This is a genomic window from Spirosoma endophyticum, assembly GCF_900112365.1.
Classification (GTDB): domain Bacteria; phylum Bacteroidota; class Bacteroidia; order Cytophagales; family Spirosomataceae; genus Spirosoma; species Spirosoma endophyticum.
The window spans coordinates 65,076-89,818 of the sequence record NZ_FOLQ01000005.1 but is presented as its reverse complement, the minus strand read 5'-3'; the positions used below and the strand labels follow the sequence as shown (position 1 = coordinate 89,818).

The window sequence follows — 24,743 nt, the reverse complement described above, 5'->3', positions numbered from 1 at the left end:
TAGTCGCCACTCTTTTCTACTACGTAGTAAACCTGATTTTAGCTATTTCAGTCCGAAGAAACAGGTAGTTCAATAGTTACTTCGGTATATTGACCCGGCTCAGAGGTAGTGGTCAGTACGCTGGCTGCGGCACAACTTTGACCTGCTCAATAGCGGGATCAAACGTTACGGCAAGCTTAACCGAAACGTTTTTGTTTTTGGACAAGATATCCTTATTGGCGATCTGTAAATACTCGGTAGTTAGCTCATTCAGGTTTATGAGTTGCTTTTTGCCGTTGCTCGTAGTGCCATGCGATAGTTGCAGCATGCCTTTGACAATGCTGTCGGCCCGCTGGCCGTGGTGTGAAATCCGCGACAGATTCTGTACCAGATCGTCGGCGATCTGTACGGAATCTGTTTTATGATCCGCCGTGATTTCTTCTTTAAGCTCATCCAGCAGCTCAAGGCTGATTTTTGAGAAATTATTGACGAAATTCAACGGGTTCTGAATTTCGTGTGCAATGCCCGACGTCAGTTCGCCAAGCGAGGCCATTTTCTCTTTCTGGATAAGCTGCAGGATACCAGGAGCAGTATGTACGCCATTATCGAATGAGTATGCAGTAAAATCGGATTCATGGCTGTTCGCTTGGTGGGTGTTTATCCGGTACGATTACCTGCAAACTTATTGCATTCTGACAGCTGAAGGAATGTATTCTTAGGGAAAGGTAGCGGACTTATTTGCTGGAATAATCTATTTTCTCAACATCTGCGTTGTTGTTTAGATTCACCTCATCGATCGTACTTCCTGGAATGAACGCCCTGATACTTAGGTTTCCTTTCGTGTTGACCGGAATTAGTACCAGCCGGAAATCAAACGGCGTCTACCGCAGAAAAAGGCAAAAATATTGAGACAAAAATAAACCCGGCGCTTCGAAAGCACCGGGCCTATCTGGAATACAATCCATTTTATAGAACTTGCCTACAAAGATACTTACTGTCAGGCGATTATGTTCACTTACCACTAAATAAATTTCATGAGTAAGCTGCCGACAAGCATAACTTTTGTAACACAAACGCCACGTATACCCTTTTCATAATTACAGAACCCAACTAGCGTAAAGCGAATTATTAATGACAAGCTATTTTGACGGCAACTTACTGACCGAAACAAGAGCAGACGCTGCGGCAATTGTCTATTTTCTTACCTTCGTTTATGGACGAGATTTTTGATTTTCTAAATAAGACCTACGAGGCAGGTGGTTCGGTGTTGGGTAGCTCAGGCAAAATTATTGGGTACGCCAATGATGGTTATGAAGTGGAAGGGCTGTTTAGCCTGAATGATCAGGAATTCAACTTCCTGATTACGGAGGAAGAATCCGGCAGCTATGTCCTAAGCCTAACTAAAAATGAGCAGGTAACGACCTATGAGCCCCTAACGGCCAGGGAGATCATTAAGATTTTTCAAACAGGTGATTTGCCGATCTTTCAGGTAACGTAGCTTATTTTTTTGATATACGTACCGTTTACTCGGTTGTTTAAACTTTTTACTGATCTTAAGCGTCTACCTCTCATGGGCTGGGTAGCCCATCAACGATACTCTAAAGCCAGTCAGGCCACTTCGGACTCGAGGTGGCCCGATTTTATTTCGATCTAACACAATCAACTCATCAAGTATTTTATTAACTCACTCATACAGGCCCACCAGGTGACCAGGCTTAACTTCATTAAGAGGCAGATGAAAGAAGGGGCCAGGCGGGCACCTTTATGAAGCTGTCAGTTAGCCAGCGTTACGCCAAACAACAAGCTTTCTTCGCCATCAGGTCTGAACATGATTTTCTTCTCGAAATGCATACCCAACTTTTCGAGTAATCGGATGGAATGGTGATTGGCAGCGGTGGTAATGCCCGTGATACGTGTTAGACCCAACGCAGTAGTTGCATAAGTCATAACGGCCGATGCCGATTCGTAGCCATACCCTTTTCCGGTGTGTTCGGGCAGAAGGGCAAACCCAATATCAATGTCGTCCAGGGTCTCCCGCTTAAACAGTCCGCAAAGGCCAATGGGGATATCCCCAACTTTTAGTTTCACCAGATACGGCCCGAAACCGAACTGCTCGTAAGTCTTCAGGGCTCCATTCAGAATGTACTGGCGAGCTTCGTCAAGCGTCCTTACGTTCCGATCACCAATAAATTCAATCCACGAGGGTGTGTTCAGAAGGGCAAGCATAAAAGCCGCATCGTCAACGGTGAATTTTTCAAGAAGCAAACGGTCGGTCTCGATCATTACGTAAATTTAACCACAGCGGCACAGAGAACACAGCGTTTCAAAATCAATCAGTTATAGCGTTTATTCCTCTGTGTTCTCTGTGCCGCTGTGGTTAAACAAATTTATCTTACGTTCTAAAACGCCACTGCTTTTAACCGTAGTCCGGCATCTTCTGGTAAACCAAACACCAGATTCATGTTCTGGACTGCATGCCCCGATGCGCCTTTGGTCAGGTTGTCGATCACGCTCGTGATGAGCAATTGGCCGTCGTGTACTTCAAGATGCAACAGACACTTATTTGTGTTGACGACCTGCTTCACATCCACCGGCGCATCGCTGACGTGCGTAAACGGATGCGCTGCGTAGTAGGCTCGGTATAATTCGTCGGCTTCTTGCTGCGTCCCCGAAAAAGGTGTATAGACATTCGCCATGATACCACGCGTGAAATCGCCCCGATACGGTACAAAGTTGATTGCGTGCTTAAAATCCGGATCAAGTTGAGTCAGGCTCTGGCGAATTTCGGCTAAGTGCTGGTGCGTGAAGGCTTTGTAAATCGATACGTTGTTGTTCCGCCAGGTAAAACCCGTGGTTGGCACCAGTGCCTGACCCGCACCCGTGCTGCCGGTAATAGCGCTTACCTGCACATCATTCGTTAGTTTGCCCGCTTTGGCCAGGGGTAATAATGCCAGTTGGATGCTGGTGGCAAAACAGCCGGGATTAGCAATGCGTGTGGCTTCCTGAATGCGTTCGCGCTGGAGTTCGGGCAAGCCATACACAAAGTCGTCGTGCTCATCGCGAAAATCGGCACTGAGGTCAATGACCGTAATATCGTCGGGAATCTCGTGTTCGGCCATGAACGTAACGGACGCTCCATGACCCGAGCAGAGAAAAAGAACATCAATCCCTGTGTTTTCACCCGACTCTCCAGCTTCATTTGTCGACAGCGCTGGAGTTAAATTGATTTCGCCCGAAAACGTTAAATCGGTATCGCCCAGTAAATCGGTATGCGTGGTCCAGACAGGTTTGCCCGCGTGGCTTTTGCTATGCACAAACGCTACGTTCGCAAAGGGGTGATTTATAAGAATGCGCAGCAATTCGCCACCTGTGTAGCCCGCTCCGCCAATGATGCCAACATTCAGTTTCATTCGGAAAGTATTCGTTTATATAATGCAACGTGTTCGGCCGTGAATTTGTCCCACGAAAACAGAGATGCCCGCTTTACTGCCTTTTCCGACATCGCCACCTGCACCGATCTGGAGTTAATAACCGATAACATAGCCTGACAAAGTGCATCGGAATCCGTTGGTGGAACCCGGACGGCCGCGTCGCCAACAACCTCAGTAATAGCCGGTATGTCGGATGTAATAACCGGTAAACCACACTGCATGGCTTCTAAAGGTGGCAATCCAAATCCTTCATAAAGCGAAGGGTAGACGAAAGCCAGGGCGTTGGAATAAAGGGGAGCAAGATCGGCATCAGGCACAAAACCCGTAACTACCAGCCGCGACCGCAAGGCTTCGTTTTGGGTCAATTCGGCCATAATCTTATCGAATTTCCAGCCTTTGGTGCCAACTAAGACGAGTTTAACGTCGGTCGGAATATCTCCACTCGTCGCCAGCCGAACGAAGGATCGAACTAAATGGTCGATATTCTTGCGCGGTTCAAACGTAGCAAGGCTCAGTAAATACGGCGAATTCCCCAGACCATATTTCGCCCGAACCGCCTGCTTATGCGCACTATCTGTTACGGCATGAAACAGAATCGGCGAGGCCGCCAACTGAATGGGCGTTACGCGAGCAGGGTCTATTTTGGTGTAGTTGCAGAAATCCTGTTTCGTTGCGTTCGAAACCGTAGTGATTTGTGTATCAGGCGTCAGGGCGTTAATTACCTGTTTGATGGTGTCGTCGCCACTGGGAAACCACTCGGGATGAAAAACCGAGATCAGGTCATGGATCGTCTGAACGGTATGAATTTTCGGGTTTCGGCCAACCGCGCCGGGAATTGGATAGAACGGTGAATGGTAAATGCTATCAGGCGCCCATTGGCTCATGTTGAACCGAACGGATTTCGTCCCAAACGTCTTTTTTACCTGGTAAAATCCGTGCCGAATCGCCTTCGACGGTAAGCTACCGACAGCCAATGGCGTCAATATGGAATTCTCAAAAGCACCCCACGCCTGATCAGCCGGTCGATTGACGAACGCTGGTCGCGATGGGCCAAACATCACACGTGCGTAGCGCATCGTTTCGGGCAGATGCGAGGATGCGGCCAGCGATAGATTGACCCCATCTGCCTGCCACAACCCCGTCATCAACTGCTCAACAACCCGACCAACGCCCGTTTGCGCCTGGCGATGATAGAAACCGATGCCTAGAAGGCCGGCATCAAGAATTATGTTCACGAATTTTCTCGTAAATCATGACCTGATTCGATGCCACTTTCGAGAAACCGCGTACGTCGTCGCCGGTCCAGGCGTTATTCATTTCACCGTAGCTACCAAAAGCCGACGACATCAAGTCGTGTTCCGACTCAATTCCAAGTACCTGAAAACGGTAAGGAGCCAGCAGTACGTGTACCTTACCTGACACATGCGACTGAGTATCAGCCAGAAAGATTTCGATATTCCGCATCACGGGGTCCATGAATTGCCCTTCGTGCAGCATCGTACCATACCAGTTAGCCAATTGTTCTTTCCAGTACAATTGCCATTTGCCTAGTACGTGTTTTTCAAGCGCATGGTGTGATTTGATCAGGATTAGTGGTGCCGGAGCTTCGAATCCAACGCGGCCTTTAATGCCGATAATCGTATCACCCACGTGAATATCGCGACCAATGCCAAACGGCCCGGCCAGTTCGGTGATTTTACGGATGGCGTCTACCGGATTCGCAAATTTCTCATCACCCACTGCTTTGATCTCGCCATGCTCAAACGTGAGCGTAAGGGTTTCCGGCTCCGATTTTGTGATCTGGGTCGGCCAGGCTGATTCGGGCAGAAACTGGTCAGAAGTCAGGGTTTCTTTCCCGCCAACCGACGTTCCCCATAAGCCTTTGTTGATGGAGTAAGCGGCTTTGTGCCATTCCTGCTCTACACCTTTCGCCTTCAGGTATTCGATTTCAGCCTCGCGCGACAACTTCAGGTCTCGGATAGGTGTAATGACTTCAGCATCTGGCGCAATGATGCGGAACGCCATATCGAAACGTACCTGATCATTCCCAGCTCCCGTGCTGCCGTGAGCAATGGCCGACGCGCCAATTTCACGGGCATATTCGGCTGCCGCAATGGCCTGAAAAATGCGTTCGGCACTTACGCTGAGCGGATACGTATTGTTTTTCAGTACGTTACCGAATACCAGAAATTTCAGACATTGTTGGTAATAATCGTCTGTTTTAGAAATTGTTACGTGCGACTTAACGCCTAGCGAATAAGCCCGTTCCTCGATCGCCTTGAGTTCGGCGTCGGAGAAACCGCCCGTATCGACCAGCACGGAGTATACATCCATACCTCGGTCTTCGGATAAATATTTAACACAGAAGGAGGTATCAAGACCTCCACTAAAGGCAAGAACTACTTTTTGAGACATCAGACAGAAGACGCTGGACACGGTCCGCCGTTTCGGTAGGCCGCCCGCCATCAGGATAGTTTTGGAGGGGCAAATATCGGACTTCCGGCGTTACGTTGTGCGAAGGATTTCTATCAACCTTATAATAAGACCAATAAACTCCCCGGCAGTATGCGAATCTCAGCCCGACCGGTGGGCAATGTCAGCGGTTCGCCGTCGGCATGAATCAGTAATGGTCCGTTAGCTTCTACAACAGATTTGGTGATAGAATGGCCACGCCAGTAGGATGATTGATTGAGCGTTTTATTGAATAGTCGCCATGTCAGCATACCGGCAGCCTGCGTCGGAAACGGCCGAATCTCACACAATTCCAGTTTACCATCAGCAATGTTTGCGGTAGGTGCCATCCAGGCATTATTGCCAAATTGTCCGGCGTTGGCAAACGTCATCGAAAATAACTCCTTTTCCTGCCCATCGACAACTAACCGTTCCGGCTTGTAGGCCCAGAAGGAACGAAAGGCTGACCGGATGTAGGTTGGTAAGCCACGCACGGGTTCCTTCGCAAAGGCGTGTGCTACGTAGGCTTCGAAGCCAAATCCGGCGGTGCAAAAAAATGGGTATTCATTGATCTCACCACTGTCAATCACCACTGGCCGACCTTTCAGAGCTCGTTCAATGGCTTTCAGTGGATTCAGCGGAATGCCCAAATGCCTGGCCAGCCCGTTTCCCGACCCAATCGGTACAATGCCCAGCGATGTAGCGGATTTTCGAAGCGCCTGCGCGGTTTCGTTGACCGTGCCGTCGCCCCCAATAGTCAACACTCTGTTGACGCCCCGCTTCACGGCTTCGGCCGCCAGCTCAGTGGCATGACCGGCGTAGCTGGTCTGAGTAACTTCGGGCGCAAAACCAAGTGCGTCGGCCTGGCGCATAAAGGCGTCCTGAAGCAGTTTTTTCTGCTCGGCCGACGTAGTACCGGATAGCGGATTGATGATGGCGAGAACTGCCGAACGGGTTGCCACTTAGGAGAAGAAAATAAATAAGATCAGAATAAAAACAACGATAAAGACGTAGTACCAGCCATCGGAGAAAATGTACGGCTTGTACTCGTTGTAGAATTTTCGAATCTTTTTCATGGATCGCTTACGGTAAATACGTTCGTAAAGATAGTTCACGGTATTCGGTTTTCTGTTTACGGTTGGTTGACGCAAGAGGTGCTTACGCGTCAGCCAACCGTAGACAGAAAACCGTGAACCATTATAACGCCTGCCCGCCATTTACGGCCAGTACGTGCCCATTTACAAACGAAGCTTCGTAGGAGGCCAGAAATAAATACGCATTGGCAATATCTTCGGGTTTGCCGATACGGCGCACCGGAATCGTAGTAACCGCCTGATTTTTAACTTCTTCAGGCATCGCATCCGTCATCGCGGTTTGGATAAACCCCGGCGCAACGGCATTAGCGGTGATGCCTTTCGGTCCGAGTTCCTTCGCCCATGAACGTACCATACCAATAATGCCCGCTTTGGCCGCTGCATAATTGGTCTGTCCAAAGGCGCCATGCACACCGTTGATGGAGGACGTGCAAATGATGCGTCCATATTTCTGTTCCACCATGTAGGGTGCAATGATTTTGGTGCAGTTAAAGACACCGGTCAAATTCACGTCAATAACCTGCTGCCATTCATCAAACGACATTTTCAGCAGGGTTTTATCGCGCGTAATACCTGCGTTGTTGATGAGAATGTCGATTCGGCCATACCGGTCGTACACATCGCGGGCCGCGACTTTAATGCCGGGCACATCGGTCGTGCTGACAGACATAAATTCGCAACGAAATCCCTGATCACGTAATGTCTGGGCCGTACTTTCGCCTTCGCTGAGCAAATCCCAGATGATGACGGTAGCGTCTTCCCGACAAAATACCTCAGCGGCTGCCCGCCCGATACCTCTGGCCCCCCCCGTAATGATGGCGACTCTATTTTGTAATCTCATGGCCTGGTAAGTAAGAATAGTCGATTTTAAACAGATGGCGGAAACGGGTGGTTTAGTTTGTAGCCGGTAACCAAGTAAAAATACCTACTGCACTAGCAGCTAATTAGGCTTGCCAATACGTACCTTAGGTCAACCATAACAGTCAATCATGAAACAAGTTTTCGCTTTTTTATTACTCTGCCTATTCGCTCAATCTGCCTGGAGTCAGAAATCTGTCAAACCCGAACTAGTAGCCAAAGACCGCCGGGAAATCCTCCAAATTCTGAAACGCCAGACCGAAGACTGGAATAATGGGCGAGTTGATAAGTTCATGAATGGCTACTGGCCGTCTGATTCTCTAACCTTTATAGGGAAAGTCGGCATTACGTATGGTTATCAGGCCACACTAGCTAACTACAGAAAGCGCTATCCCAATAGAGACTCGATGGGTACGCTCAAATTCGATATACTGCAACTGGATTTTCCCGCACCTAATCTTGCCTATGTTATTGGTCGCTTTCATTTAAAACGACCCAACATTGGCGATGCAGAGGGGCATTTTACCCTACTCTGGCGCAAGATTAAAAACCGTTGGGTCATTATCAGCGACCATTCGAGCTAGTTAGCATGGGGCAGGGAGCGCGGAGCTAGGAGTTAAGAGTTAGCACCCTGTTCCAGGCTCCGGGCTCCGGGCTCCGGGCTCGTTCACCAACTGGGTCGGTTCTTTCGCGGATAGACGTTCGCGAAGTTCGGTAACGGGTTTCTCGAAGTATTTGAAAAGCAGTGTAGATAAAACAAGGACCAATCCCCAAAACAAGCCGACCTTGAGCCAGGCAACCGTAAAGGAGCTCGTTGGGATGCGCTCAACGACGTTCATCATGATGGGCGTCAGGTTAAGCAAATACATGGAGTACGAAATCAGGCTGATGTGCGTGATGGCACGGGCAATGCCAAACCTAGCCCACCCTCCGGTAGCCGTTCGCCAGCCATCCATATACGGAACAAGCAACGCCATACTTAACCCAATAACCGGGAAATAGAACGTGCGCTTATAAAAAATATAGGCCGGTAAAATTCCGGCTTGAACGTAGTACTTCAGAATAAAAATAGACGCTGATAATGCCGTGATCACCGTTACCAGTAAGCCGACGACGAAGAGTCGACGACGTAGTGAATCATTCGTCCAGGAAGTCGGGAAATAATGCTTGGCATAGGCAGCCAGAACGCCGTAGGAAATGGCATCTAATCGGGCAACAACAATGCCCCGGTAGCCTAATTCTCCCTCCAAGATCGGAATCTGGATAGCTGAAATAAGGCGGTATACATTCGTGCCAATGATCACGAACAGGATCGTTAACAACACGATACGTTGCCGCGAGAACCGCCCTGATAGCAAACTGTGCATGGTCCACAACACCAGTGGTAACGTCAGATACGACCATTCTTCAATGGCCAGACTCCAGGTTTCCCCGAAAAAAGCAGGAACGTCGCTGGCAAAATTCTGTAGGAAAAAGAAGTATTTGAACAGGACGCCGTTCTCGGGCAATGTATGCTGCAACCCACTACGCCACGCCCGAACCAGAGCAAAGGCAATCAGCCCGATCAGCACAAGGTAATAGTTGGGCAACGTGCGGAACCAGCGACGTGTCCAGAAATTCAGGAGTAAATCGCGATCGAAGCGGCCTTTTTTTTCATACGACCGTATTAGGATGCCCCCGATGAGAAAGCCACTCAACACAAAAAACAGCTCAACACCATCGGGCAAAAGATGATGCCAGAACGCACCGCTGTAATAGTCCTTCAAGGCAATAGTCGCATGGGCATCTACCACAATAAGTATAGCAACCGCCCGCATGACATCTAACCCAAATACGCGCTTAGTCAATACCGTATTGAGTGAAAACAATTCGTTAAGCATAAGTAATCACGAAGGTAATGATGAATGATGAATGATGAGTGATGGCCAGGCTTACGAACCCGCAATCCGAGGTTACGAACTATTCCAGAATCATCAGTATTCATTGTACATTCGGGGCCGCTTATGTGGCATATCATTCATCATCTATAATCGCACCGGCGACCCGGTCATCATTCATTTTCCTATGGAATTTGGACTTAACGCTGTTCACCGTTACGTATTTCGCTTCTCGCAGGCCGACGTAATTGACTTTGCCCGTGTTACGGGCGACAACAACCCACTACACCTCGATGCGGACTTTGCTGCTCAGACGCCTTTCAAACGCCCGATTATTCATGGAATGCTGGGTGCCAGTATATTCACAAAGGTGCTGGGAACGGAGTTTCCGGGTTACGGCTCAGTGTATCTGGGACAAACGCTAGAGTTTTTGCGGCCCATGTTTGTCGACACCGACTATGAAGCGACGTTCACAGTGCAGTCAATTGATCCGGCAAAACATACCGCTCAAATTTTGGGCGAAATCCGGGATGTTAAAACGGGAAAAGTCACCACAAAAGGCATTGCTACGTTGATGCATAAGGAGAAGATTTTGTAGAGACCGGCGGACCGGTCTCTACAAAAGAACACCCCTGCCAGATCTTGTCTGACAGGGGTGTTCTTTTTTTTCGACCTGAGGTCCGTTGATTACGCTTTCTCAGGGCTGTTTTTGGCGTTCTGAACTTCCGAACGGATTTCCTGAGCCAGCGTTTTCAAATCCTGCATTCCTTTACGAACGCGGGTTCCGGCAGCCTGGTTATTTTTTTCGTAAAATTTCTCGAAATCACCTTCCAGGGATAGAACCAAATTCTTTACTTCATCGAAGCGTGCCATAGCGATATTGTATGGGTTTAAGTGTATGAAAATGCCCAAATTCCGCTAAAAACGCGGTTTTCGCCTGAAATTTAGTCATTCTCTCATACAGCGCAATAGCTAAGCCAAAAAAATGATCAAAAAATCCAATTTTTTGGCAAAAACCCTATTCAGCGGCTGATTCCGCCGATACTTCGAGGGCGTGAGGGTCGATTTCAGCCTTATTTGGCCGATAATCGCCATTCTTCAATTTCTCCGCTACCGACGAAAATGCTTCGAGTGTAAATTGTACGTCTTCAAGGGTATGCGCGGCTGTCGGAATGATACGTAGCATCACGATCTCTTTCGGCACAACCGGGTAAACAACAATCGAGCAGAAAATCCCTTTGTTTTCGCGCAGGTCGCGGATCAATCCCGTTATTTCGGGAATACCCCCCTGTACATTCTGCAACAGCACGGGCGTTACCGGAGACTGCGTATCACCAATATTAAACCCGCGTTCCTTCAGGCCACTTTGCAACGCCCGCACGTTTGTCCACAGTTTGTCCCGGAACTCCGACGAATTGCGGATCATGTCCAGCCGTTTCAGGCCACCCACTACGTAAGGCATTGGCAACGCTTTGGCATAGGTCTGCGACCGCATATTGTACTTGAGGTACATAATGATATCGTGGTCGGCGGCAATGAACGCACCAATGGCGGCCATTGACTTGGCAAACGTTGAGAAATAGAGGTCAATGCCGTCCTGGCAACCTAACATTTCGCCAACACCAGCACCCGTGGCGCCCATTGTACCGAAACCGTGAGCATCATCGACCAACAACCGGAACTCATATTTCTCTTTCAGCGCAACAATTTTATCCAGGCTACCAACTTTCCCCGACATACCAAATACGCCTTCCGTAATGACGAGAATACTGCCTCCTTTTTCGGCGGCTTTTTTGGTTGCCCGCTGGAGGTTTTTCTCCAGGCTGGCCATGTCGTTGTGGTTGAATTTATAGTATTCGCCCATTTTGGCTTTGTGCAACCGGATACCATCGATGAGGCAGGCATGACATTCAGCGTCATACACAATTACATCGCGGTAATCAACGACGGCTTCGATGGCTGACATAACACCCTGATAGCCATAGTTCAGCAGAAAGGAATCTTCTTTGCCAACGAATTCAGCCAGTTCTTTTTCAAACTGCTCGTGGAGGTCGCTGTTACCGGACATCATCCGGGCGCCCATTGGATAGGCAAGACCCCACTGCGCCGATGCTTCGGCATCCACCTGACGCACTTCGGGGTGGTTAGCCAGACCGAGGTAATTGTTCAAACTCCAGTTCAATACTTCCTTGCCCCGGAAACGCATGTGAGGCCCTAATTCGCCTTCAAGCTTGGGGAACGCGAAATAATGGTGACCGTTGAACTCCCGAGCTGGTGAACCGATAGGTCCCAGGTTATTACGCAGTTTCTCGAATAAATCCACTTTTTGATCTTGTTTATCAGGGGGAACCCTTCTTTTTTGCAGAGTAAGTGCAAAAATACGGTTAACTTTTGGTAGCGCAAATTCATCCTTAAAATTTCAATTAGCGAATCGTTTTGTAGCAAATGCTTTATTTTGGTAAATCATAGCATTCTATTGAGCCAATAGGCTAATTTGGCGGGGTTTATTGCCAATTCCTATCACGCCTTTCCGACCTGTATTACAATGCCAAAAATTCATAAATTACTCGTTGCCAACCGGGGTGAAATCGCCTTGCGAATCATGCGGACGGCCCGCGAAATGGGTATTCAGACGGTAGCCATCTACTCAGAAGCCGACCGTAATGCGCTCCATGTCCGCTACGCCGACGAATCGGTGTGCGTCGGGCCGGCGCCCTCGTCGGAGTCGTATCTTCGTGCCGATGTGATTATCGATGTCTGCAACCGATTGAACGTCGATGCCATTCACCCCGGTTATGGATTCCTGTCCGAAAATGCCAACTTCGCCCGACTGGTACGCGAAGCTGGCTTGATTTTTATTGGCCCTTCGCCAGAAAGCATCGAGGTCATGGGTAGTAAACTGGCGGCTAAAGCGGCCGTTGCTCATTACAATATTCCGATGGTGCCGGGAACGCCCTCGGCCATTACGGACAGAGCCGAGGCCAAAATTATTTCGTCTCAAATTGGCTACCCGATTCTGATTAAGGCCAGCGCGGGTGGCGGGGGAAAAGGTATGCGGGTGGTCGAAAACGAGGTCGAATTCGACGAACAGATGGACCGCGCGGTGAGTGAAGCGCAGTCGGCGTTTGGCGACGGGTCGGTGTTTATTGAGAAGTATGTTACGTCGCCCCGGCACGTCGAGATTCAGGTGCTGGGCGATCAGCATGGCAACATCATTCACCTGTTCGAGCGCGAATGTTCGGTGCAGCGTCGGCACCAAAAAGTGGTCGAAGAAGCGCCGTCGGCCATTTTAACCCCCGAAATCCGCGACGCCATGGGTCGGGCTGCCGTCGACGTAGCACGAGCTTGTGGCTACTACGGAGCGGGCACCGTTGAATTCATTGTTAACGATGCCCTCGACTTTTACTTTCTGGAAATGAACACCCGGCTCCAGGTTGAACACCCTGTTACCGAGCAGATTACGGGTGTAGATCTGGTGAAGCAGATGATTTACATCGCCGAAGGCAAACCGCTGACGATTAAGCAGGAAGATTTGCAGATTAAAGGCCACGCGGTAGAAGTGCGGGTCTACGCCGAAGACCCGGCCAACAACTTCCTGCCCGATGTGGGTACGCTCGATACGTATGTCCGGCCACAGGGCAATGGTGTTCGGGTAGACGACGGGTTCGAGCAGGGCATGGCCATCCCTATCTATTACGATCCCATGATTGCCAAGCTCATTACGTATGGCGACACGCGCGAGGAAGCCATCCAGAAAATGATTCGCGCCATCGATGAATACCAGATTTCGGGTGTACAAACGACGCTGCCTTTCTGCCGGTTCGTTATGGAGCACGACGCTTTCCGGTCTGGCCACTTCGACACGGGTTTTGTCAGCAAATACTTCACGCCCGATAAACTAACGCCAACACCCGACGTAACAGAAACCGAGTTAGCGGCTGTGTTAGCAGCTTATTTGTTGGAAAATACTAAGCCAAAAAGTAATGGGAGTGCTACGGTAACGACGCAGAAAAGTAAGTGGAAGGCTAACCGGCTGGGGTGATAGTCCAATATGGTAATGTATGTTAACGGCAGTTTGTTAGTATACATAATTAGCAACATTGCTGCAAGCCTGGCATGAGTACTTTAACTAAAAAACCGGAAACTGTTTTCGCCACCGACGTTTGGTTTGCAGACAGTAAATTATACGTTCGTTTAACAGAGGGTCGGGAAATTGGTGTACCTATTGATTGGTACCCCCGCTTACGGGACGCATCAGAGGAAGATCTTAACAATTGGCGATTCATCGGGCTGGGTCAAGGCATTCATTGGGAATCTCTTGACGAAGATTTGTTGGTAGCAGGCTTCTTAAGCGCTTAAGATCAATAGACTTCATTAAAGATGAGCTACTGAATGACCTTATCTGACATTGCTACCCACCGGCTCATCAATCAGCATATTCGGGAAAGCAGTTTTACGAAACCCGCAGACATGGTGGCCTGGCTTGGGGCGGTGCAGGCGCAGGAATATGGTTTGTCGAAATGGGCCATCGGGTTGCGAATGCCGCATTTAACCGATGCCGATATTGAGCAGGAATTTACGGATGGGAAAATACTGCGGACCCATCTGCTACGTCCAACCTGGCACTTTGTAACCCCGGCCGATATTCGTTGGCTGCTCCAGTTAACAGCCCCTCGCGTGAAAGCGGTCAATGCCTTTATGTACCGTAAAATGGAGCTAAACGCGGACATTTTCAGACGCAGCCATGATACGTTAGTCAAAGCGCTTGAAGGTGGAAAACAACTGACACGCACGCAGTTAAACACAGAGTTGACTAAGCAAGGTATTATAGCCGATGGCATACGGTTAAGCTGTCTGATGATGGAAGCCGAACTCGACGGGATCATTTGTAGTGGTGCGCGGCAGGGAAAACAATTCACCTATGCCTTACTCGATGAACGCGTACCCCCAGCAAAAGCACTCCATAGGGATGACGCGTTAGCTGAGTTAACGAAGAGGTATTTCTCCAGTCGCGGACCCGCCACCGTGAACGATTTTTCTACCTGGTCAGGGCTTCCTATTTCTGATGCAAAAAAGGGGCTGGACCTGGTTAAATCCCTTTTTTTACAGGAAGTCATAAACAATGAAATGTATCATTTCCCGCCAGCTAACGTAGTCAATGCGGATGTCCCCCTTACGCGCCTGCTGCCGATTTATGATGAGTACATTATGGGCTATAAAAACAGAAGCGCGGTTCTGAAATTCAGGGCGTTGGCCAGCCCAGCTTCAAATTTCGTCTTTGACCAAACTATTATTGTTGATGGTCAGATTGTTGGCACCTGGCACCGGGTTGTTAACGCCAAAAACATTGATCTGGAATTGAGTCTTTTTAAAAAACTGAATGAGTTGGAACAAAGTGCATTGACCGACTCAATCAATCATTTTTCAAGGTTTATGAATTTACCCGTTGCTGTTGTTGACCGTTAGCTTCTTGAATCGCCCTGTCTCTAATATTTTTCTAATGTTTTTATAAGGGCGCTCTAATAATCCTCTAAGCCTCCTGTAATACTCAGAAGTGACCTTTGCCGCCGTACTTTGATACCATCCATGCGGCTGCTGATTTTTTTCGTTTTCATTTCCTTATTTTTTGCCCGGCCTACACAGGCCCAGGATTCTTTACAGATAACGCTTCGTCAGGCTGATAGCCTGTTTGTTAAAAATAATCTACTGCTACTGGCCGAGCGATTTCGGATCGATGCCAGTCAGGCGCAGATGCTGCAAGCCAGCTTGTACGATAACCCAATTGTTACGTTAGAACTAAGTACATATAACGGGCAAGCGAAGCGTGTACTCGACGTTGGTGGACAAGGCCAAAAGATCGTCTCCATTCAGCAGTTGCTGTATACGGCCGGGAAACGCAACAAACGTATTGCGCTGGCCTCGGAAGCGGCTCAATTGACTCAATTCGAACTGCTGGATTTACTTCGGGAATTACGCTTCGACGTGCGTACGCGCTTTTATTCCATTCACTTCCAGCACCAAACACTTGCCCGCTTCAATCAGCAACTCGCTACGCTCCAGACGACCGTGGCTGCTTATGAAGTTCAGTATAGTCGAAACAACGTATCGTTGCGTGAGCTGCTCCGATTGAAAGCGCTGCTCTTTCAACTCAACAATGACCGCACAGCCATCCTGTTCCAACTGGCCGACGATCAGCGGGCGCTACGTACGCTATTGTCTGTTGATCAGCCCGTTAAGCCGCTGGTCGCTGGGGAGACGCTGGCTCGTTACCGGCTACCAACGCAACCTGAAGATACGCTCCGGCAGATGGCATTACGGAATCGACCCGACCTGAAAGCCAGCGAATCGCTCGCAAAACAGGCTGAACTTAATTATAATCTACAGCGATCACTGGCCGTGCCGGACGTACGCGTTGGCGGTACGTATGATCAGAATGGGAGCTACATCCAAAACTACGTTGGTCTGTCTGTCTCCACCGACATTCCGGTGTTCAACCGTAATCAGGGTGCCATTCGGGCGGCCCGCAGCCAGATAAATTACCAGAACCAGTTGCAGCGACAGAAGGTGGTTCAGGTGAACAACGAAGTATCGACCTCTCTGCAAAAAGTTCGGGAGGTGGAACAGCGGGTGCAAGGCGTTGAGCAACAGTTTACCGAACAATTTGATCAGCTGAACCGGGGCGTAGTCACGAGCTTTCAGAAAGGCAACATCAGCCTACTCGAATTTGTCGACCTGATCGAAGCCTACAACGACAGCATCAGTCAGCTTAATCGCCTGAAAGCTGATCGGGTGAGTGCCTACGAAGAATTAAATTACCTCATTGGCGATGACCTGTTTAAGTAACAAACTATGAAAATCAATATCATAAGCAGTGGCACGCTGGTGTTGTGCGGCCTGAGTTTACTCATCTCATGCGCTCCCAAACCGACGCATGAAGAAGCGAAGGCATTCATGCTCTCCGATACAATGATGCGCCGGATTCGAATTGATAGCGTTGAAACCAGGCCCATACGTAGTGAACTGACACTGGTTGGCAAAGTGGTGGCCGACGAAAACCGCGTTATTAAGGTGTTTCCGCTCGTCGGCGGCAATGTCGAGGGCGTCGATGTTGAACTGGGCGATTACGTTCACAAGGGGCAAACACTGGCGTCCATCCGGTCGGGGGAAGTCGCCGATCTGGAGCGCCAAGCCATTCAGGCTCAATCGGATCTCTTAGTCGCCGAAAAAAATCTGCGCGTAGCCCAGGACTTGTTCGAGACGAAACTTACCTCACAACGCGAAGTGGTGGGCGCTCAGAAGGAAGTCGAGAAGGCTCAGGCTGAAGCCACCCGCGTGAAAGAAGTCTTTCGAATTTACGGTCTCGGCAAATCGTCGATGTACACGGTGAAAGCGCCCATTGACGGCTATGTGATCGAAAAAAACGTTAACCGCGACATGCAACTCCGTTCCGATAACGCCGATAATCTGTTCACCATCGGGCAGATCAGCGAGGTTTGGGTGCTGGCAAACGTTAACGAAAGCGACATCCGGCGGGTACGTCCGGGTATGGACGCGACCGTCCAGACGCTGAGTTATCCTGACGAACTGTTCACCGGAAAGGTCGACAAAATTTATACCGTCCTTGACCCAAATACGAAAGCCATGACCCTGCGGATCAAGCTCAATAACAAAGGACTGAAACTCCGCCCGGAAATGCACGCGACCGTTACGTTACGCTATGAAGACGGTGGACAACTGGCCACCGTACCCTCTGGCTCCGTCATTTTCGACCGCTCGAAGCACTACGTCATGGTGTTTCGGAACCGCTCGGACATCGAAACCCGCGAGGTCGACGTACTAAAATCCCTCGGAGACGTATCATACGTCCGTCAGGGTGTTAAGCCCGGCGAAAAAGTCATTTCCAAAAATCAACTGATGGTCTACAACGCACTCAATAATTAGTCAGGAGCAGGGAGCGCGGGGCATGGAAAAACTCCATCTTATTCCCCGCTTCTTGCCCCATGCCCTCTGCCATTATGTCTAAATTCATTCGCAACATCGTTGGGTTTTCGCTCAAGAACCGATTCTTTATTTTTTTTATGACGGCTGGGTTGGTCATAGCCGGGGTGTTCAGCTACCTGAATACGCCCCTTGAAGCCTTTCCTGACGTAACGAATACGCAAATCATTGTCGTGACCGAATGGAATGGTCGGTCGGCGGAAGAAGTCGAACGATTCGTTACCGTACCGATTGAGGTCGCGATGAATTCCGTTCAGCGGAAAAGCAATGTGCGTTCGACGACGATGTTCGGTCTGTCGGTTATGAAAATCATTTTCGACGATGGCGTCGAGGACTTTTTCGCCCGCCAGCAGGTCAACAATCTACTCCGTAACGTATCACTTCCGGAGGGTGTCAGCCCCGAAATTCAACCGCCCTATGGCCCAACGGGTGAGATTTTCCGGTACACGCTCGAAAGCAAGAACCGCGATAGCCGCGAACTGTTAACCTTGCAAAATTGGGTCGTTGACCGGCAGCTACGCAGCGTGCCGGGCGTTGCGGATATTGTGGCCTTCGGTGGTCGCGACAAGATGTACGAATTGCGCGTCAACCCTACGCAACTAACCAAGTACGATATTACGCCCCTCGAAGTGTATCAGGCGGTTACGCGCAGTAACATCAACGTGGGTGGCGACGTGATTGAGCGGAATGGGCAGGCTTACGTCGTACGGGGCGTTGGCTTGTTAACATCCATTCAGGACATCGAGAACATTCTTATCGAGGAAGCTGGCGGCAATCCGGTGCTGGTCAAGAACGTAGCGGAAGTGGCCGAATCGAACCTGCCCCGCGTGGGACAGGTAGGTCTGGACAAAAACGACGACGTAGTGGAAGGCATCATCGTGATGCGAAAAGGCGAAAATCCCAGCGAAATTCTGACGCTCGTCAAAGACAAAATTGATGAACTGAACACCCGCGTTTTACCGTCAGACGTGAAGATGGTGACGTTCTACGACCGCGACAACCTCATCGAGTTCTGCACCAAAACAGTACTGCACAACCTCACCGAAGGCATTGTGCTGGTAACGGTCATCGTGTTCCTGTTCATGGCCGACTGGCGTACTACATTAATCGTCTCCATCATTATTCCGCTGGCGCTGTTGTTCGCGTTTATGTGTCTACGCCTACGAGGCATGTCGGCGAATCTACTCTCAATGGGTGCGGTCGATTTCGGCATTATTATCGACGGCGCGGTCGTTATGGTCGAGGGAATATTCGTGTCACTGGATCATCTGGCGTATAAAAACGGGATGGACAAGTTCAACCGAATGGCCAAGCTGGGCCTGATCCGCAAAACGGGCGGTGATCTGGGCAAAGCCGTTTTCTTTTCCAAGCTCATCATTATCACGGCTTTACTGCCCATTTTCTCGTTTCAGAAAGTCGAGGGCAAAATGTTTTCGCCACTCGCCTGGACGCTGGGCTTTGCCTTGATGGGCGCGTTGCTGTTCACCCTGACGCTGGTGCCGGTGCTGTGTTCGATGTTGCTGAAAAAGAACGTACGGGAGAAAAATAATCCCATCGTCAACTTCTTCAATCGAATCGTTATGGCGGGATTCGGCTGGTGTTACCGGAACCGTCGGATTAGCCTGATCGCGTCGATTTGTTTCATGGGTGCTACTTTCTTTTCCTCAACCATGCTTGGTACCGAATTCTTGCCCCAGCTTAACGAAGGCGCTTTGTGGGTGACGGCCGAACTACCCATGAGCATGTCGTTACCCGAAAGCGTGGATATGGCCAAAACTATCCGACAGGATTTAAAGACATTCCCCGAAGTGAAACAAGTCCTCTCACAGGTGGGCCGTTCCAACGACGGCACCGATCCCAACGGCTTCTATTTCTGCCAGTTCCAGGTCGATTTGAAGCCCAAAGATGAATGGACCAGAAAGATAAGCACCGAGCAGCTAACCGACGAAATGGATGCCAGGCTAAAAAATTACGCCGGGGTGCTGTACAATTACTCGCAGCCCATCATCGACAACGTAGCAGAAGCGGTGGCCGGTTATAAAGCCAGCAACGGCATCAAGATTTTCGGGCCGGATGTATATGAGCTGGAGAAATACGCCAATCAGGCACTGGAGGCCGTCAAGAACGTTGAGGGTATCAAAGATTTAGGTATCATCCGCAACGTGGGACAGCCGGAAATGAGCGTCATGTTTCATGACCACAAAATGGCCCTTTACGGCGTTTCAACGGCCGATGCACAGGCGGTTATCGAGATGGCAATCGGTGGCAAAACAGCCTCGATTTTATATAAAGGCGAACGCAAATTCGATATCCGCGTCCGTTTCCAGCCTGAATACCGCAAAAGCGAAGAGGACATTATGCGCCTGATGGTCCCAACGATGAGTGGGGGCAAAATTCCGTTGAAGGAGATTGCGACCATCAGGCAAATTACGGGTCCGGCTTTCATTTACCGCGATCTGAACAAGCGCTTTATTGGTGTTAAGTTTTCCGTACGTGGCCGCGACCTGGGTAGCACCATCGCCGAAGCACAGCAACGCGTTCGCGAAAAGCTCAGTCCGGCCAAAGGGTATTCAGTTGAGTGGGTGGGCGAATTTGAGAACCAGGTTCGGGCGACAGGTCGACTTGGGCAAGTGGTGCCGATCAGCATCGCGGCTATTTTCGTGATCCTGTTCATTACGTTCGGCAACGCGAAAGATGCGGGTCTGGTGTTGCTCAACGTACCATTTGCACTCATTGGCGGGATTCTGGCCCTGCACGTAACGGGCATGAACTTCGGCATATCGGCGGGCGTGGGCTTCATTGCCTTGTTCGGAATTTGTGTGCAGAATGGGGTGATTCTAATCTCGGTCTTCAACAAAAACCGGCAGGACAAAATGCCGCTTGACGACGCCATTCGGGATGGGGTGCAATCGCGTATTCGGCCAGTCGTCATGACCGCATTGATGGCCGCCATTGGACTGCTTCCAGCTGCTGTTTCGACAGGCATCGGTTCTGAAACGCAAAAGCCACTAGCCATCGTCGTTATCGGTGGATTGATTACCGCAACGGTACTGACGCTCCTGATTTTCCCTATTATCTACCGGCTGTTTTATCGCCAGAAAACGCCGAAAAAGATGCGGGCGCTGGCCGTAGCTGATCTGTAATTAGTAGGCCAATTTGCCTCAAAATCAATGTAGTTTGCCGTTTACTAAATGTCTGACGGCAAACGTTTGGGAATGACATAAACTTTGCGTTGGTGGCAAATCAGCCATTACAAATCACTAACTTTTAAGTTTATGAAAGCCACAAAATTCGAAAAGAACAGAGTCAATTTTGCTGAGTTTGAAGCAGACGTATCTCCAGCTAAATTGCTGGAGGTATTGGCTTTGCCAGGGGTTGGCATTGGTTTACCCGGCACTACTTTTTTCAATATTGATGTGCTCAGTCCAGCTAAAACGGTCGGCAAAGGACGTACAAACCTCACATTTATCAAACCAGACATAGTCCAGGTGGATGCTACGACGCCTTATGCCAGTTTTAACAGGCAAAACTCGCCACAACGTAATCCAGTTATTCAAATGCATTTCGAACCGAGTGCCTATGGAATAACGTCCATATCGAATTACGTTATGGTGTTTTCGGTTGAAAGTTTAGCACCTGTCAACTTCAATCTTGCTGGCTATGCCGGCAGTGGCATCGTCGGCGGAGGAACCAGAACATTGAATGGCAAACAGACGCTTTCAATAACCTTTAAGAACGTGCCACCTACCCAACAGCTATACGGGTATTTAGAGCAAACGTCGGGTAGTGCCTGGACCTATTATTCAACTGTCATACGTTTTCCTTTTCTAATACTTCAACCAATCGCCCATCTGTAACAAAGGCAGTCTGAAGCTGTTTGACATTTATCTGAGCGATACAAAGGCCAGGCAGCTTCAACTATATCCATTCGCCACAACTGCGCTAAACGCAATCTTATAACAACACAAATTCTACCCGCCGGTTTTTCCTGCGATTCTCTTCATTGTTGTTCGGGGCAACCGGATCGAGGGGGCCGCGCCCAATAGCCGTCAGGCGCGTTCGTCGGATGCCTTTTGTAGCCAAATAGTCGATAACAGCCTGGCAGCGGTCGCGCGAGAGCTGGATATTCAGGTCGAGATCACCCTGATTATCGGTATGGCCGCGAATCTCTATACGTAGCATTGGGTATTGCGTTAGTACATCATAGAGTTGATCGAGCTCGGTGTAGGATTGGGGACGTAGTACCGGGCTGCTCTGATCAAAATAAATTTTGTTTAGTTGAATGCTTTTACCTTTCTCTATTACGCCAAAAATTTTTGTTGAGATGGCAGAAACAGAGGCTGTACTCGTCTCCTTTGCGGTGAGATTCGATTTTAGTTCACCAACAACAATGTCCGGCTTAGGCTCAGCGGGTTCAGGCGTTGGTGGAATAGGCGTTAGTTTGACCAGCACTTCATTTTGTGCTTTATTCGTAACGACCAGGAATGTAACATCTTCATACCCTTTAGCATTACTTCGCAACTGATAGGCTCCTCTTGCGGGTAACGTTGCGCCAAATAACCCAACTTCAGGACTGGGAGACAGCACAATAGGCGCCATGCCAACTGGACCGGACAGTATAAAGCGTCCACCCACAACGGCCTGATTTGTCTGGCTATCTACCGCACGAATGGTCAGATCAACCGCTGTTTTATCTAATTCTGCGTCGAATTCATAGCGCTTACCCGTAAGTGCTACGTCAATAGTCAATTGCCGATGAGCGGAATTATAGCCCGGCGCACTCACTTCAATATCCAGATTGTCAGGCTTCGTGAAGGTTCGCTGTAATCGTCCTTTTTGTAGCTGAAACCGTTCGGATTTTCCTGTAATACGCGATGTGATGACGGCCGTTGCCGGCGATAGCGGCTGGTCAATCTTCACGGCAAATGCTTTAATGATCAGCACGCTGGGTCTCGTGCGCATCAATTTTATGATCAGTCGTTGGGAGAGCGACAGGTTAAAAATTCGGGTCTTTGCCTCAAAATAATCCGGAGCCGATGCCCGAACAATATAACTTGAACCGCGCATACCCGACAACTTAAACCCTAAACTATCGGGCGCGACGGGTACAGGTTGCCCACTACTTTCGTCAATAACTGACAACTTCGCATTCGAAACAATGGTATCCGTTTCAGCATCAATAAGGCGAATGGCTACGTTCAGCATGGACGAAGCCGACTGTTTTTTGGGCAATTGAACCGTTTGGGCGCGTACATTGCAAATGCCTGTTGACCAATGAATAATGCATAAAATGGTTAGTCCTGTCAGATGCTTTAGTATGCCCGCAGGCGCTTTGTTTACTAGATATGCGTATAGCGTTTGGTTCATTAATGCATGGTAGTGGGTCGCGTCAAAAATACGGATGTGTCAGGCAACATTGTCTCGGAGAAACGGTTATTCGGCAAAAATAATGGAACCGCGCTTTCGCAAAAGCACCATGAACGAGTTTTGCTACAGTGTTATTTGCGTTGAGCTCTACACGTTTGGTCGTTTGTCAAACCAGGGTTTGGCTCGTTCCAGTTGACCCGCCATTCGGAACAAGGTCGCTTCGTCACCGAGTTTGGCTGCAAACATCACGCCGATAGGCAATCCGTCGGCCGACCAGTGCAGCGGTACTGACATCGACGGCTGGCCGGTCATATTTGTAATAACGGCAAACGAAATATAACCCAGAGATCGTTCGGCTAAATCATTTACTGTTTTGCTGCCATTCAGGTATTTCAACCCACCCAATGAATCCACTAATTTGAGTAACCGTTGCTCCGAAGCCGTATTCTGGAATGTTCCAATAGCGATGGGTGGGCGGGGTAAGGTCGGCGTTAGAAACAGGTCATACGTTTCATGAAACTGGCCCATAATGCGATTAAGGCTATTCCAGCGACGTTTCTGATACGCGGCATCGGCCGCCGTGAATCCCTCTGCCAGTCGAGCTTGTGCCCACGTATTCAGCTCCACATCACTACGTTGGACGGGTCTACCCAGGTAATGTCCCAGTTCCCGAAGGGTAGCCGCTGTTTCGCTCAGCACCGACAGGAAAAACGCTTCGGTCACGAGTGTTTTTTCGTAGGGCAAGGGCACTTCTTCAACCGTATGCCCTAAACTTTCAAGCAATCGAACCGTTTCCTTAACTGCTTTTACGCATTCCTGATCAACAACCTGCGAAGGCATCAGCGACTGGGTTGAGAAGGCAATACGTAGCTTCCCCGGCTCCCGATCGACTTCCTCCCGAAATGGCCGTTCGGGTGGGACAATACCATACGGATCGCCTGCCAACGGGCCAGCAATCACATCCAGGAAGCCTGCACTATCCCGGACACTACGTGTCACGACGTTGGCCGTCACGGCTCCGTTCCATAACTCGCCGAAGCGTGGACCGAGCGTTACGCGTCCGCGCGAAGGCTTGAGGCCAAATAAACCGCAGCAGGCTGATGGAATGCGAATGGAGCCACCCCCGTCTGAAGCTGTAGCAGCCGGAACAATCCCAGCCGCTACGGCAGCCGCTGACCCACCACTCGATCCGCCTGGTGAGTGCGTGAGTTTCCATGGATTATGGGCCGGACCATAAAGTTTCGATTCCGTGTAGGGCGTCAGGCCAAACTCGGGCGTATTGGTTTTACCAAAGAACACCAGACCCGCGGCTTTCAGACGCTTAATAATCTCGCTATCGGTTGTAGAGACATAATTTTTATACCCTGCACAACCCGCTTTCATGGGGGTTCCGGCCCATTCAAATTCCAGGTCTTTCAGCAGAAACGGCACCCCCCGAAATGGGCCTGTTCCCGGCAATTGTTTCGCCATGTCTCTGCCTTTATCGTACAAAGGCGTAACAATGGCGTTCAGTTTCGGATTGATGGCTTCGGCGCGAACGATGGCTGTTTCCAGGAGTTCGGCAGGCGTTGCTTCGCCCGTGCGAACAAGTTCGGCCAGCGACGTAGCATCGTGCTTGACGTACTCTTCAAAGGATACGGCTTGGGCAGGGGAAGTTTGCATAAGGCAGATTTTTGAATGGATAGACG

At 49.7% G+C, this 24,743-nt stretch carries 22 protein-coding genes; 10 read left to right on the top strand and 12 right to left on the bottom strand.

The annotated features are described in order from the left end of the window. Positions 1-112: 112 nt before the first annotated feature. Complete coding sequence (locus tag BM202_RS15020; protein WP_093827449.1) at positions 113-532, bottom strand: histidine kinase dimerization/phospho-acceptor domain-containing protein; 420 nt, start codon at positions 530-532, stop codon at positions 113-115. A 660-nt stretch (positions 533-1,192) separates the two neighbouring features. On the opposite strand from BM202_RS15020, the gene BM202_RS15015 reads away from it, so the two are divergent. Next, positions 1,193-1,477, top strand: coding sequence for a hypothetical protein (locus tag BM202_RS15015; RefSeq protein WP_093827447.1), 285 nt, complete (start codon positions 1,193-1,195; stop codon positions 1,475-1,477). A 275-nt stretch (positions 1,478-1,752) separates the two neighbouring features. Here the strand turns inward: BM202_RS15015 and BM202_RS15010 are convergent, their stop codons facing one another. From BM202_RS15010 to fabG, 6 genes are all read right to left on the bottom strand, one after another. Next, complete coding sequence (locus BM202_RS15010) at positions 1,753-2,262, bottom strand: GNAT family N-acetyltransferase (protein WP_093827445.1); 510 nt, start codon at positions 2,260-2,262, stop codon at positions 1,753-1,755. Between the two features lie 116 nt (positions 2,263-2,378). Next, positions 2,379-3,389: an N-acetyl-gamma-glutamyl-phosphate reductase gene (gene argC / locus BM202_RS15005; RefSeq protein ID WP_093827443.1), complete on the bottom strand. Its 1,011-nt coding sequence runs from the start codon at positions 3,387-3,389 to the stop codon at positions 2,379-2,381. After that, on the bottom strand, positions 3,386-4,645 hold the full coding sequence (locus BM202_RS15000) for a glycosyltransferase family 4 protein (RefSeq protein WP_245776670.1): 1,260 nt from the start codon (positions 4,643-4,645) through the stop codon (positions 3,386-3,388). The genes argC and BM202_RS15000 overlap by 4 nt, the downstream gene beginning before the upstream one ends. Further along, positions 4,629-5,825: an argininosuccinate synthase gene (locus BM202_RS14995; RefSeq protein ID WP_093828069.1), complete on the bottom strand. Its 1,197-nt coding sequence runs from the start codon at positions 5,823-5,825 to the stop codon at positions 4,629-4,631. The genes BM202_RS15000 and BM202_RS14995 overlap by 17 nt, the downstream gene beginning before the upstream one ends. 119 nt (positions 5,826-5,944) lie before the next feature. Beyond that, the gene (locus tag BM202_RS14990) at positions 5,945-6,823 is read right to left on the bottom strand and encodes a diacylglycerol/lipid kinase family protein (protein WP_093827441.1); all 879 of its coding nucleotides are present in this window, start codon (positions 6,821-6,823) and stop codon (positions 5,945-5,947) included. A 235-nt stretch (positions 6,824-7,058) separates the two neighbouring features. After that, positions 7,059-7,796: a 3-oxoacyl-ACP reductase FabG gene (gene fabG, locus BM202_RS14980; RefSeq protein ID WP_093827437.1), complete on the bottom strand. Its 738-nt coding sequence runs from the start codon at positions 7,794-7,796 to the stop codon at positions 7,059-7,061. A 148-nt stretch (positions 7,797-7,944) separates the two neighbouring features. Between fabG and BM202_RS14975 the strand changes: the two genes are divergently transcribed. Next, complete coding sequence (locus BM202_RS14975; RefSeq protein ID WP_093827435.1) at positions 7,945-8,397, top strand: YybH family protein; 453 nt, start codon at positions 7,945-7,947, stop codon at positions 8,395-8,397. Positions 8,398-8,436: 39 nt separating this feature from the next. On the opposite strand, the gene BM202_RS14970 is transcribed toward BM202_RS14975, so the two are convergent. Then, positions 8,437-9,693: an acyltransferase family protein gene (locus BM202_RS14970; RefSeq protein ID WP_093827433.1), complete on the bottom strand. Its 1,257-nt coding sequence runs from the start codon at positions 9,691-9,693 to the stop codon at positions 8,437-8,439. A 184-nt stretch (positions 9,694-9,877) separates the two neighbouring features. Between BM202_RS14970 and BM202_RS14965 the strand changes: the two genes are divergently transcribed. Beyond that, positions 9,878-10,288: a MaoC family dehydratase gene (locus BM202_RS14965; protein WP_093828065.1), complete on the top strand. Its 411-nt coding sequence runs from the start codon at positions 9,878-9,880 to the stop codon at positions 10,286-10,288. Positions 10,289-10,377: 89 nt separating this feature from the next. Here BM202_RS14965 and BM202_RS14960 read toward each other — a convergent pair whose 3' ends face one another. Then, the gene (locus BM202_RS14960) at positions 10,378-10,563 is read right to left on the bottom strand and encodes a histone H1 (RefSeq protein WP_093827431.1); all 186 of its coding nucleotides are present in this window, start codon (positions 10,561-10,563) and stop codon (positions 10,378-10,380) included. Positions 10,564-10,708: 145 nt separating this feature from the next. Beyond that, the gene (locus BM202_RS14955) at positions 10,709-12,013 is read right to left on the bottom strand and encodes an aminotransferase class I/II-fold pyridoxal phosphate-dependent enzyme (protein ID WP_093827429.1); all 1,305 of its coding nucleotides are present in this window, start codon (positions 12,011-12,013) and stop codon (positions 10,709-10,711) included. A gap of 222 nt (positions 12,014-12,235) precedes the next feature. Between BM202_RS14955 and accC the strand changes: the two genes are divergently transcribed. The 7 genes from accC (at position 12,236) to BM202_RS14920 (ending at position 21,545) form a co-directional block, all read left to right on the top strand. Further along, positions 12,236-13,732 (top strand): acetyl-CoA carboxylase biotin carboxylase subunit, encoded by a 1,497-nt coding sequence (gene accC, locus BM202_RS14950; RefSeq protein ID WP_093828063.1) that lies wholly within the window; start codon positions 12,236-12,238, stop codon positions 13,730-13,732. A 74-nt stretch (positions 13,733-13,806) separates the two neighbouring features. Continuing rightward, positions 13,807-14,049: a DUF2442 domain-containing protein gene (locus BM202_RS14945; protein WP_093827427.1), complete on the top strand. Its 243-nt coding sequence runs from the start codon at positions 13,807-13,809 to the stop codon at positions 14,047-14,049. 33 nt (positions 14,050-14,082) lie between these two features. Next, positions 14,083-15,156, top strand: a complete 1,074-nt coding sequence (locus BM202_RS14940) for a winged helix DNA-binding domain-containing protein (protein WP_093827425.1) — start codon at positions 14,083-14,085, stop codon at positions 15,154-15,156. Positions 15,157-15,276: 120 nt separating this feature from the next. Then, complete coding sequence (locus BM202_RS14935; RefSeq protein WP_093827423.1) at positions 15,277-16,533, top strand: TolC family protein; 1,257 nt, start codon at positions 15,277-15,279, stop codon at positions 16,531-16,533. Between the two features lie 6 nt (positions 16,534-16,539). Next, a complete protein-coding gene (locus BM202_RS14930) occupies positions 16,540-17,631 on the top strand; it encodes an efflux RND transporter periplasmic adaptor subunit (RefSeq protein WP_093827421.1) in 1,092 nt (363 codons plus the stop codon). Positions 17,632-17,705: 74 nt separating this feature from the next. Then, the gene (locus BM202_RS14925; protein WP_093827419.1) at positions 17,706-20,831 is read left to right on the top strand and encodes an efflux RND transporter permease subunit; all 3,126 of its coding nucleotides are present in this window, start codon (positions 17,706-17,708) and stop codon (positions 20,829-20,831) included. 132 nt (positions 20,832-20,963) lie between these two features. Next, positions 20,964-21,545: a hypothetical protein gene (locus BM202_RS14920; RefSeq protein WP_093827417.1), complete on the top strand. Its 582-nt coding sequence runs from the start codon at positions 20,964-20,966 to the stop codon at positions 21,543-21,545. 97 nt (positions 21,546-21,642) lie between these two features. Here BM202_RS14920 and BM202_RS14915 read toward each other — a convergent pair whose 3' ends face one another. Together BM202_RS14915 and BM202_RS14910 are read right to left on the bottom strand one after the other, a co-directional pair. Beyond that, positions 21,643-23,055 (bottom strand): OmpA family protein, encoded by a 1,413-nt coding sequence (locus BM202_RS14915; RefSeq protein ID WP_093827415.1) that lies wholly within the window; start codon positions 23,053-23,055, stop codon positions 21,643-21,645. Positions 23,056-23,202: 147 nt separating this feature from the next. After that, positions 23,203-24,717 carry an amidase gene (locus tag BM202_RS14910; RefSeq protein ID WP_093827413.1) on the bottom strand — a complete coding sequence of 505 codons (1,515 nt, stop codon included), beginning with the start codon at positions 24,715-24,717 and terminating at the stop codon, positions 23,203-23,205. Between the last annotated feature and the right edge of the window lie 26 nt (positions 24,718-24,743).